The sequence below is a fragment of the Ruegeria sp. G12 genome, assembly GCF_056533565.1.
This window is the reverse complement of sequence record NZ_JBQFOO010000001.1, coordinates 545,336-557,164: the sequence shown is the minus strand read 5'-3', so window position 1 is coordinate 557,164 and position 11,829 is coordinate 545,336. Positions and strand designations below refer to the sequence as shown.

General features: G+C 56.3%; 9 protein-coding genes. 6 read left to right on the top strand and 3 right to left on the bottom strand.

Features of this window, described 5'->3' with window-relative positions; translation table 11 throughout:
• Positions 1-222: 222 nt before the first annotated feature.
• Positions 223-951 carry an alpha/beta fold hydrolase gene (locus ACR0JN_RS02735; RefSeq protein WP_480884027.1) on the bottom strand — a complete coding sequence of 243 codons (729 nt, stop codon included), beginning with the start codon at positions 949-951 and terminating at the stop codon, positions 223-225.
• A 219-nt stretch (positions 952-1,170) separates the two neighbouring features.
• Here ACR0JN_RS02735 and ACR0JN_RS02730 point away from each other — a divergent pair, with 219 nt between their 5' ends.
• Positions 1,171-2,673: an FAD-dependent oxidoreductase gene (locus ACR0JN_RS02730; protein ID WP_480884026.1), complete on the top strand. Its 1,503-nt coding sequence runs from the start codon at positions 1,171-1,173 to the stop codon at positions 2,671-2,673.
• A 773-nt stretch (positions 2,674-3,446) separates the two neighbouring features.
• Complete coding sequence (locus tag ACR0JN_RS02725; protein ID WP_480884024.1) at positions 3,447-4,481, top strand: lipase family protein; 1,035 nt, start codon at positions 3,447-3,449, stop codon at positions 4,479-4,481.
• Positions 4,482-4,859: 378 nt separating this feature from the next.
• Here the strand turns inward: ACR0JN_RS02725 and ACR0JN_RS02720 are convergent, their stop codons facing one another.
• Entirely contained in the window at positions 4,860-5,102 is a 243-nt protein-coding gene (locus ACR0JN_RS02720; protein ID WP_480884355.1) for a glycine zipper 2TM domain-containing protein, read from the bottom strand.
• Between the two features lie 384 nt (positions 5,103-5,486).
• Entirely contained in the window at positions 5,487-6,104 is a 618-nt protein-coding gene (locus tag ACR0JN_RS02715; RefSeq protein ID WP_480884022.1) for a TetR/AcrR family transcriptional regulator, read from the bottom strand.
• A 100-nt stretch (positions 6,105-6,204) separates the two neighbouring features.
• Between ACR0JN_RS02715 and ACR0JN_RS02710 the strand changes: the two genes are divergently transcribed.
• From ACR0JN_RS02710 to ACR0JN_RS02695, 4 genes are read left to right on the top strand one after another with little or no spacing between them, the layout of a single operon-like run.
• On the top strand, positions 6,205-7,353 hold the full coding sequence (locus tag ACR0JN_RS02710; protein WP_480884020.1) for an efflux RND transporter periplasmic adaptor subunit: 1,149 nt from the start codon (positions 6,205-6,207) through the stop codon (positions 7,351-7,353).
• A gap of 3 nt (positions 7,354-7,356) precedes the next feature.
• The gene (locus tag ACR0JN_RS02705; RefSeq protein ID WP_480884018.1) at positions 7,357-10,485 is read left to right on the top strand and encodes an efflux RND transporter permease subunit; all 3,129 of its coding nucleotides are present in this window, start codon (positions 7,357-7,359) and stop codon (positions 10,483-10,485) included.
• Positions 10,482-10,901: a DUF2141 domain-containing protein gene (locus ACR0JN_RS02700; protein WP_480884016.1), complete on the top strand. Its 420-nt coding sequence runs from the start codon at positions 10,482-10,484 to the stop codon at positions 10,899-10,901. Before ACR0JN_RS02705 ends, ACR0JN_RS02700 begins: the two co-directional genes overlap by 4 nt.
• Before the next feature lie 6 nt (positions 10,902-10,907).
• A complete protein-coding gene (locus ACR0JN_RS02695) occupies positions 10,908-11,756 on the top strand; it encodes an ABC transporter six-transmembrane domain-containing protein (RefSeq protein WP_480884014.1) in 849 nt (282 codons plus the stop codon).
• The last annotated feature ends 73 nt before the right edge of the window (positions 11,757-11,829 follow it).

The window sequence follows — 11,829 nt, the reverse complement described above, 5'->3', positions numbered from 1 at the left end:
CTTATAGCTTAGTTTGCCGATATTCTCACCAACAACAGTTTCCTGGGTGCCTGCGATCATAGTTTTCCGCGGAAATAACTGACGGGTGACGCTCGGCATTTGGACCGCCATTTCCCGACCTCGAATTCGACCGGAAGCGCAGCAACTTTGGCCAATGTCGTACTGATCGGCCCAGCGCAGGCGCCTACTAGTTCCAGCCCGTGAACGATGCTTGAAAGCGAACTAACGGTTCCAATGATGTTTTAAGTGTGCCGCAAAAGCATCCGGACGTTCGCAAATACCCCAATGCCCCACGCCCTTTTCATCGGCCAAAGAGATGCTCCAGCGATCGCAGAACGTCTTTGCAAACTTGATCGGTACAAATGGGTCATCAGCGCCCCACATGACCAATCCTCGATCAGCGATGCCGGAAAAATCCGCTGACCACTCTGCGGTGTTTTTGGCCGAGCGATAGAGCTTAAGAATGGCGCGTTTCATGTGGTTGTCGATACGTGGGGCTTCGTGATCAGCTATGGTTTCGGGCATGCCCGCAGCAACTAGTTGCTGATGGAATTTCTTCGTGCTGCCAAGTGCCATCATGAGCTCACCCAAAATCGGCGTCTGCCATTTCCGAGCCAGGGAATGCCACTCGTAGCTGGGTTCCGGCACCGCGTTCACGACGGTCCAGGTCCTGACCGCCTCTGGGTTCTGTTGCGCTGCCATGGCACTGAGGGGTGCTCCCCAGTCGTGGCCCACGATATCGACCGGTCCATGTGAAGCTGCGACCTCTACCAATGTCTGGCTCACCCAAGCAAGGTATGCCTCTTTGGTTGCGGCAAACCCGCTTGGTGTCGCTCCATCGAAGCCGGGCAGCGTGGGCGCGAGGAATTCTTCCTCGGCTAACCCGAGGGCCTTGATCAGAGGGCCCCACATGTAACCCGTATCCGGCACTCCATGGATAAATAGCTTCATAACATCATTCCTTTGAAACGGCTGAGAAAGTGAACACGCGAGAATGCGTTATTGCAAGCATCTGCGTTTCGAGCTTGCCCGACATTGCAGCTATCGCCACCTCGGCCTGCGCCAATCTGTTTGTAATTTGGGTTATCCCTGATCGCATGGGCAAAATTTCCCAAGACATGTCAGATCTGTTCCGGCAAGATGACGTAGGGGAAGTGTTGGGGGGCACATATGCTTGATAAGGATCGCGTTGATACCAAAATTTCTGCATCGAACCCGGACTACGACCTTGTGGTCGTCGGTGCCGGAATTGCAGGTTTGAACGCTCTCAACGCTGCGTGCGAGTATCTTCCCAAGACAGCGCGGGTTCTGTTACTTGACGAAAAGGATACGGCGGGTGGCATGTGGAACACCGCCTATGACTACGTGCGCTTGCATCAACCGCATCCGATGTTCACGGTGGGGAATCTGAAATGGAACTGGCGCAAGCCGCGTCATTATCTGGCTGCACGGGACGAGGTGCGGGATCACCTGGTCGGTGCCCTGAACGCGGTTCGTGAACGCGTTTCGCTGACCACAGAGTTCGGCCAAACCGTAAGCCGTTGTGAAGAGGTAACGACAGACCAGGGGCCGCTCGCAGAGATAGACTACCACCCAACAGGCGCGGAAGCGGGTAAAAAGACCGTACGTACGAAAAGGGCGATACATGCGCCGGGCCTGAACTACGCTTTGGCGGAGCCCTTGTCGCTTTCCAGTCAGAACATTGTTTCGATCATTCCGCAGGACTTGCGCAAAACACTGGCAGATCACCCCAAGGCGCAGGTTTACGTGATCGGCGGCGGCAAGACCGGAATGGATACGATCCTGGCGGCACTTGCCGAAAATCCCGAACGAAGCGTCACCCTGATCAATGGTCGGGGAACCAACTTCATCAACCGGACAAAGTATATCCCGACCGGCCTTAAGCGGTGGACCTCCGGTGAATTGGTGTCACGCCTGTTTCGCGACGTTGCGCTTCAATTCGACGGAGAAAACGAAGATCATACGCTCGCCCACCTGCGCGCTGAGCATTCGACTGATCCGCACACAAAAAACGGCGTGTTTCTTTACGGACTTCAGTCGGAAGATGAGCACGAAAGGATCCAAAACGGCGTGGAGGCAATTCACTATGATTATCTGACGGATGTCGTGGATACACCGACCGGCCCCGAAATGAGTTTGCGCGGCGGCAAGAGTGTTGCGGTTCAGGAAGGCAGTATTTTTGTGAATTGCACCGGCAGCTTTTTCCGCGCTCGGACATTTGCTAATGAGAGGCCACTGGTATCGCCAAACGATTGCATTTTGTCGATCAACCCACGCAACGCTTTTCACTTCCTTACAAGCGTCTCGGGGTTCTTCGTAACGCATCTGCTTTATCGAAACCAACTGCGTGGACAGGGGTTCTATGCTCTTGATCTAGAAGCGCTGTTTCGAGAGAACCGCAATGCCTGGGTCGGGGCATCCGCGGCACAGGCCTATATGAACCAAGTGATTGCGGTGCAAACCCTGCCGCTTATGCTCCTGGATCGTTGCGGGCTTGATCTGGACCGCTGGTACCCTCTGCCCCGCCGCATGGCAGGTTTACTGCGAATGAAAGCAAGCGCAGCAAAGGACATAGCGCATTGTCGCGACGCGTTAGATCGCGTTGCAGATCGATTTGGTATCGAAGCCGGTCCCGTTCGGCAAAGATCATAACGCGGTGCTCACTTGGAAAAATCCGGATACACTTTTGCAGGCCTTTGTAGGGTATTCTCAGCGGTAGATAGCGCCGACGCATTTCGGACCCTTGATGTCTCTTCGGATGATGCAGTGAAGCCTTTTTAAGCTGTCATTCCCGGCCATTGCGCAACTAATATTGCCCGCGATGTAGACGCGCGGCCTAATGTGAGCCTTTGCTGCAGTCGCGCGAATGACCGGAAACAGGTCAGAGCCAAGAAAAAAGCAGTCCGATGGGTATACAGCTTGCTAGGGTCCCGACAGGTCCCACAAGCTATTTTTTGATGTCACTTTTTCTTTGACCCGTCCCAGTGGTCGCGCGTGCGTCGGCTCATGACCAGAGCTTGCCTGGCGTGCCGAAATTACCAATTTGCGATACTAAGAACAACGAAGCCAATCGGCACCTTAGAGGCATTTATCAGACATTAATTTCGTCACCATTTGCAGACTTGGGACGGCGCGTGCACCCAATATAGCTGCGAAGGTTTGGAAGCGACCTAGGGCGGTGCGACCTTCTCCCAGCAGCTTAGAAACCGCAGTATTGAGTTCTGCGAATAAATTCGGGACGATGTCGGCTCCAACGCTATATTCCGAGCGAAACTGGGCCCACTTTGCCCCGCTTTGCGCCAACATAATTGAGGCTGACCGATGCCACGACCTCACGTTCCTCTCCGCGTAGACAGAATTTTTTCAGCCGAAGTTGGCGCTCGAGAACTGTGGCACAGTCTTTGCGGTAAACCTGTGAGGCCGTCATGAATCAGCCGCTGTCCTGGCCCGACGCTTTGGCCGCGATGAACGCCTGTGTTTGCGCGTACCAAATCCGCCGGGCGACCACCGCTCCGGGTACACAGGCTCCAATCCTGCGCAGTGAGACATGCGGCGATGGCGACCGGGCCTTCGTATATGATGTGATGCCCGTTTTTCAGGATGCAGCCGGTTTTAGTGCACCGAGCAAGACCTACACGCCCGCCTTTGAAGCCTGCGGCGCTGACGATATTGACGCCGCTCTGATCGGAGCTCTTGCGGGCGGTCGCGCGGTGCTCGCCCTGCGCGGCACGTTATCACCCAATCTGAAGCGAAACGACGTTATCGGGTGGATCAGAGATTGGCTCCAGGATGCCGAAGCCAAACCCGAACCCTGGTCTTTTGGGGGTCAAGGGGCCGATGACGCCGAAACCGGATTTGCAACCGCCACCATGCGTTTGTGGCCGTGGATCGAAAGAGAACTTGCGCCCCGCGTCCCCTCGCTTTCGGGCGGACTGGTGATTACAGGGCACAGCAAAGGCGGAGCGATGACCTTTCTGGTCGCCTCGCTCGTCCGAGCGAAATGGCCCGATCTTCCGATTGTGGTTTACGCTTTCGCGCCGCCTGTTGCTGGCAACACCGGGTTCGCGCGGGCCTACGATGCGTGCGGGCTCAGCCAGGTGACGCACAGGATCCAAGTGATCCGGGATGCCGTTCCTTACCTGCCACGCTGGGATCGCGCGGATATTTGGGAGGCACTTAAACCTTCAGGGGTTCTGGAACGTGTCGGCTGGGACCTGATCGCACGGCTTGCGAGTGACCTTACAGGCAAAGGCTATTCCGCTGTCGGCAGCGCCATCGTCGTTACTGACGAGCAAGGATCTGTCTCTTACGGGATCGAAGCTGTCCGCACATCACTGGCAGCAGTTGCGACCGCGCTAGAGGCTAAGGACTACGAAGCGGTCGCGTCGGCACATTCAAGTGTCTCCAGCTATCTTCGTATGGTGCAAACAGCGGCACAAAAAGGCGCGTCAATTGTCTGAGCAACCCGAATGAAGAGAGCAAGAGGTATGGCCACTTGGACCGTCTGGCCACAGGGCACCGGTTTGTACGCCACGGATTTACAGATGTTCCACGCAGAATTGCGACCTCAACCCGCGTGGGTTTTCCGTTGGGAACGAACTCCGTTCTAGGCCGCCCCGTCATTGGGAGCACAGTTCGGCATCGCGGCGTGGAGCTTGAGGACGCGCCAACTGAAATCCAGTGGTTCCAGGCCGCCTTGGCAGACGGCCCGAAACCGACTTTGAGTGCTCGAATTAGATGCAGCACTGCAACTCGCGAAAAGAGACATTCGCTGCAGTTGCGACGTTCTAATCCTGAAGAACTTTCGGAACGCGAGTGAAGCCTTCGACTACAAGTCGTCAGTGACAGACTGCTTGACCTGCATACATCCCAAGTCCAGCGCCAGCCGCCGTGGACAGGGTCTTGCCCGTACCGCCACCGAAGCGGTTCCCGACAACTCCTCCTAGGGCAGCCCCACCCAGAACACCCGCTGCACACCGAGCATCATGCTGTACCTGAGCCTGCGTCGGCGTTGTTGGCGCTCCGCATGCAGCCAACAGCAACGAACCACCAAGAATGCTGGTCAACACTATCTTTTTCATCATGATCGCCTCTCAATTTGGCAAATGTGTTACCCTGTTAGGTGGTTCGTGAGAGGTTTTCGTACAAGGCTTCAGCCTCCAAGTTAAGAAATGTTAACCTATTGCCCCTAGCTCAACCCAATTTGCCGAGAAGTTGGTATGCGAACACGAGAAACTGGCATTTGAACAGTTCTCCCGTGTCGATTTCTGCTACTAATCTGAGGCTGTGAAGGCCGCGACAGATGCCGTGGAGGAGTTCCTCAACAGACAGAAATTTGGCATAGGTTACGGCGTGGCCTTTGCCGAACCATCCCAAAACGGAGCTTTGCCGTCCGCGCGAATGCCGCAGTGCGACACTTCCCTAGCTGACTGTCATGAGTTTCAAGCCAATACGCAATGCAAGTATTACTGACGCACCAGAAGAGAACTCAGGATAAAATCCTCAACGCACCCGATGATCCTAGTCATTGGTGTTTCTGACAGCACACTGCGATAAGCACTGCCCTCCAGAACCTCTATCACCAGTTGTGACGCTTGAAGAGGATCAGGAACAGCGCGCAAGTCACCGCCTGTTATCCCTCGCCTCACAACGGTTTCCAGCGCATCGGTCAAGCTAGAGCGGTTCTCGACAAACAACTGCGCGATGTCCGGCTGGCGAACGGCTTCGCTCGAAATCTCCAATGTGAGAATAACGTTTTCAGGCGCAGCCAGGTATTTGGCGTAGGCCCTGATGAACTTTTTCAACACCTTGGGCGCGGGCGCTTTGGAGTTTAGGATTTTCAGAAACGGCTCCATCTCGCGGCGTTCGAGCATTGCGATTTCCACAAGCACATCATGTTTGCCACGAAAATGGTTGTAGAGGTTTCCAAGGCTGACGCCCGCCCGGGTTGCGATGTCGCGGACACCTGTCTGATGATAGCCGCGCTCAAGGAAACACATAACTGCGGCCTCCAAAATCTGGTTACGCCGCTTGGCCGTTGCCTTTTCCCGGATTGAACCTGGCTTTTGGCTGTCTTTGGTCATTTTCACATTTCATATTGAACGAACGATCGTTCATAGTATATGAAATTCTACCGCACTCTACAAGGTGCGATGGATTCGGCGGCATAGGAAAAACAAGACTGTGACAGACAAAACTTTGGAAACCAGGCAAAGGCTCGCCCGACGGTGGCTTTGGATTGGTGTATCAGTGGCGCTGTTGGTCGCGGTCGTCATGCTGTTGTTCGACACCGAAGATACAATTGATGTTCAGACTACGAACACCGAACCGCCTCCGCCGACTGTATCTTTCGTCCGCGTTGCACCGGAAACCGTGCAAGCGCAGGTTACGGCGTTTGCCGAAGTTCGGCCTCGGTGGGATGCCGAGCTGCGATCTGCTGTGTCCGGGCGTATCACCGCAGTACACCCCGCCGCTTTGGCCGGGGCGCAGGTGGAACGGGGTGACCCATTGTTTTCAGTCGAAAACGCGCCTTATCAGAGCACCGTTGCGGAAGCCGAGATGGCGCTTGAGCAAGCGAAACTGGCATTGTTGCGCGCGCAGAACAACGTAACCGTTGCGCAACGCCAGTTCGACCGGGATGAAACAGAACCGCCGAACGAACTGGCTGTGAACCTGCCGCAATTGCGCATCGCTGAAAAAACCGTCGCGGCGGCGCAGGCACGCCTGAATGCGGCGCAAAATGAGCTGAAGAATGCTGAAGTTGTTGCCCCGTTTTCAGGCTTTGTGACCCATCGTTTTGCCAGCCTCGGTCAGACGGTTAACCCAGGCGATGCTCTGATACATCTTTCGGACGACCGGCAATTCGAACTGGTTGCGGAATTCAGTCAAGCGGATTGGGCGCTTCTGGATCATCCGATCTCTGGCGTTACGGCTGATCTGACGCAGCGCTCGGGCGAAGCCTTGGGGCAGGCCCAAGTCCGCCGTGGAGGCGGTTTCCTGGATCAAGACACGCGACAGGTGCGGGTCTTTTTGGACGTCACACATCCCGATGACGGCATTCTCGCCGGAGATTTCGTGCAGGTTCACATTCCCGGACGCCGGATCACAGACACCGTGACCCTACCGGAAAGCGCCCTGACCCGTGCAGGGTACATATGGCTTGTTGATAATAAGGACCATCTGCAGAGGCTCAGCCCGAACATCCTGTTCCGCAGCGAAGGTACAGTCACAGTCATGGCCCCCGATGGGAATGGCCCGTGGCGCGTGGCCAGGACACCTCTGGCTTCGTTTCTGCCGGGTCAGCGGGTGACGCCGCAGTCGGATGGGGGATGAGCCATGCACACGCTGACATCCTGGTATATCCGCAATCCGGTCGCTGCCAATCTGATGATGGCGCTAATCCTTTTCCTAGGCGTGCAGACGCTGCTGAACATTCGGATCGAAGGCTTCCCGCGTATTCCGCCAGAAAGCGTCACAATTGCGATCGAGTTTCCGGACGCCACGGCCGAACAGGTCGACGAATTGGTGACCCAGAAAGTTGAACAGGCGCTTGAAGGGCTGGAAGGCGTGCGTAGTGTGACCTCCCAATCCCAGAATGATCTGAGTGTGGTGACTGTGCGTCGCGCAGGTGGCCAGAAACTGCAGGCCGTTCTGGACCGGGTCCGTATTCGGATCGACGGGTTGACCGATCTGCCCGAAACCGCGCGACGCCCTGTAATCGAAGCGTCGGGGTTCGATTTCCCTGCATTGTATCTGAACCTCTACGGCGAAACAGACCCGGCCACTTTGCAGAGCCTGGCGCAACGCCTTAAAGAAGAGCTACTGGCACAACCGGAACTGTCCCGGCTGCAAATCTGGGGGCTGATCCCTCGGGAATTGCGCATCGAAATCGACCCGGCGCTGTTGCGCCACTATGGCCTAACCGTTTCGGATGTAACTCGCGCCATCGAAAGGAATTCACTGGTCTTTCAGGCAGGCCGTCTTCGGACCGAGGGCGGCACGATTTATCTGCGAGCCGATGACAGGGCGAAATACGTGCCGGAATACGCTGCCCTGCCTGTCATTGAACGCAAAGACGGGTCTTTTGTGCCTTTGGGCGATATTGCCAAAATCGAGGACGGGTTTCACGAAGGCGAGTACCTGTTCCGGCTGAACGGCAAATCAACCGTAGGGATGGAGGTTCTGGTCGGGCAGAAAGAAAACCTGCTTGAGATCAGTGATGTGGTGCGCAGCACAGTGGATGAGTTCAGCCGCCAACTGCCTTCGCAGGTTCAGGTCGAGGTCTGGGGCGACAGTGCTGGTTACATCTCGGACCGCCTGGCGCTGTTGCGGTCGAACGGGGTGCAGGGGTTGGTCCTTGTCACCCTGATGCTGTCGGTGTTCTTGAACGTTAGGTTGGCCTTCTGGGTCGCTATGGGTATTCCGGTTTCGGTCATGGGGGCGATTGCGGTCTCGGGCTCGAAATGGGTGGACTATTCGCTGAACGATGTCACCACGTTTGGCCTGATCATCGCTTTGGGCATTCTGGTTGATGACGCCGTAGTGGTCGGCGAGAGCGTTTTCGAGGAGCGTCGCAAGGGCAAGAATCCAATCAAGGACACCGAGCGCGGCGTGCATCGCGTGGCGGTTGCGACCGTCTTTGGCGTGCTGACCACAATCGCGGCTTTCTTCCCAATGCTGTTGATAGACAATCCGCTGGGCAAGGTGCTGGCAGGGTTTGCAGGCATCGTGATCCTGACACTGATCTTCTCGCTGATCGAAAGCAAATTCATCCTGCCCGCCCATCTGGCACAGGTTTCTATGGGGCAAGAGCGTCGGTATCTGCTGACCCGCCTGTGGGGCCGGGTACAGGATGCTGCGCAGGGCGGATTGGACTGGGTTCGGGACCGCATCTACCAGCCTCTGCTCGTTGCGGCCGTACGGCAGCGATACACCGTGCTGATCCTGTTCATTGCCGCTGCAACGCTGGGGCTTGGCCTGATGTACAAGGGTAAGGTCAGGACAGTGTTCTTTCCCGAGGTGCCCGGTCAGATCATCACGATGAATCTGGAGATGGACGCCCGCGCGCCCTTCCCTCTGACCCGCTCGAACGTGAACCGGATCGAAGCCGTATTGAACGGCCTGAACGCCGACCTTGCCGCGGACGCGGGTATGGCCACGCCGCCCGTTCAGACGGTGTTCGCCATCATCAACAGCGCAGGAAGCGCGCAAATATACGCCGAGATGATCCCGGTGGCCGAGAGACCGGATGTTCCGATCCTCACTGTGGTCCGTGAATGGCGCGACCGGGTTGGCGCGGTGGAAGGTGCAACCGAGCTGGAGTTTACCGGGTCGGAAACACTCGCCGGTGGGTTTCGCATCCGGTTGACATCAAAAGATGAAGACTTGCTGCAACAAGCCAGCGCCGAGATGAAAGACTTCCTGTCGAACATCGAAGGCGTGGCGAATGTGCGGGACGGCCTGGCGGGCGGCCAGCCCGAACTGAAACTCCGCCTGCGCCCGGACGCGCGGCACCTTGGATTCAACGCCGAGGCCTTGGCCAGACAAATTGGCTATGGGTTTGGCGGGGCCGAGGTGACCAAGGTCAGACGCGATGGATCCGAAGTCCGCGTGGTCGTGCAGAACGCGCGGGAAAACCGAGATACGTTGGCCGATCTGATGCAGACTCAGTTGCGCAGCGCGTCCGGCGCCTGGGTGCCGCTTGAGACGGTGGCTGAAATCGAAGGCACCTACACTTCTGGCACCATCGATCGTCGTGACGGAAAGCGCATGAATATCGTGGCCGCGTCCATCGACCGTGATCGTGTCGCCCCCGAAGAGGTTGGTCAGGCGGTGTTCGAGCAACTGGTCCCGAAACTGCGAGCTAAATATCCCAGCGTAACAGTCCTGCCTGCTGGCGAACTGGAAGAGATGGCCGATATCAGCGATGGCCTGAAACGTGCGCTGCTGCTTGCGGCAGTTCTGATCTATGTGCTGATGGCCGTGCCGCTGAAAAGCTATTGGCAACCCTTTGTCATTCTGGCCATTGTCCCCTTTGGCTTTATCGCGGCCGCCGTCGGGCACCTTATCATGGATGTCTCGCTGTCGCTGTTTTCGTTCTTCGGCATGCTGGCTTTGACCGGTGTGATCGTGAACGACAGTCTGGTCATGATCACCCGTTACAATCAGGCGCGAGAGGAAGGTAAGCCCGTAAATCTGGCGCTGAAAAGCGCAGGCGTCGGACGTTTCAAGGCGATCTTTCTGACCACTGCAACGACCGTGATTGGTCTGCTTCCTTTGCTGACCGAAACCTCTGAGCAGGCGCAGTATCTGATCCCTGCGGCAATCTCTCTGGCATTTGGCGAACTCTTCGGTACCGCCTTGATGCTGCTGCTGGTGCCGGTGCTGATCGCCATCACCGAAGATGTTCTCGGCGTTTTCAAGCCATCCCTTGTGCGGCTTTCTGAAGAAAGGACAAAGACATGACACGGACCCTCCTGGCTCCCGCATTCACCCTGATGGCGCTGGCGACACCTGCCGCTGCAGATGGTTTGAATGTCACCATCGACGGCATCCGCAACGCCAAAGGAAACATCGTGATCCTCGTGTTTGATGACGCCCGCGCCTTTGACAGCCTGGATGTCTGGGGTGCCATCGACTATGCCCAGATTCCGTCGCGCAAAGGCAGTGTCAGCCATGAGTTCGCCGATCTGAAAGCTGGCCCCTACGCTGTGCTGCTGTTTCACGATGAAAACAAGGACGAAGACCTGAACATGACTGCGACGAAACTGTTGGAGGGCTTGGGTTCGACAGGTGCCCCAAACCCAGAGGATGAGCCCGATTTCAAGGCCGCCTCGGTCTGGCCGGGCGATGTCCGCGTTCGCATTCACTATGATCAGTAGTGCGCCATGCTGACAGATCGAAAACTGACAATCGGCGCGCTTTTGAGCGTGTTTCGCTGGCGGGTGGGACTCACTTGGTTTGTGATCCTGGCGGAAACGGCACTGACCGTGTTGATCCCGCTTTTCATCGGCTTCGCTATAGATGGATTGCTTAGGGGTGAGTTTCAGCCCTTTCTGCACTTAGGTGCCATCATGATCATTCTAACACTGATCAGCGTGATCCGCCGGATTTACGATACACGTGTGTACGGAACGATCCGAGTTGAATTGGGCAAGGCGTTAGCTTCGCGGTTTTCGAACCTGCCTGTTTCATCGCTGAACGCCCGGATCGGAATGGGGCGCGAACTGGCCGACTTTCTGGAAGAGGTGTTACCCAACGCGATTGCCGGGGTTGTACAGTTCGTTGTTTCGGCGGTTTTGCTGTTCTACTTCTCGCCAATTCTGGCTCTTTCAGCCTGCGGGGTTTTGATCGGAATGGTATCCATCTACGTCTTGTTTCACTCGACATTTTGGCACTGGAACCGGGCACTGAACCAGCAAATGGAGCATCAGGTCAGTCTTCTGGGAAACCGCAAAGAACGCCCCGTTCTGGTACATCTGAAAAGACTGCGCAAATATGAAGTGAAGCTCTCGGATACCGAAGCGCTCCTTTATGGCACGATTTTCATCCTTCTGATCGGTCTGATCCTGTTCAACCTTTGGTTCGCGACGCAAAACCTGGATGCAACACCTGGAATGCTCTTTTCGATTGTCAGCTATTCGTGGGAGTTTGCCGAAGCTGCGCTTGCTTTGCCGGTCACGTTCCAATCCTGGTCACGGCTGTCCGAAATCACGGCCCGTTTGCAGGGCGGTTGATCAGATTTTGCAAGCCATAAATTGTGTGGCGCGGGTTATGAAATCAGGCACTGACGACCCAGAGCGAACCCTC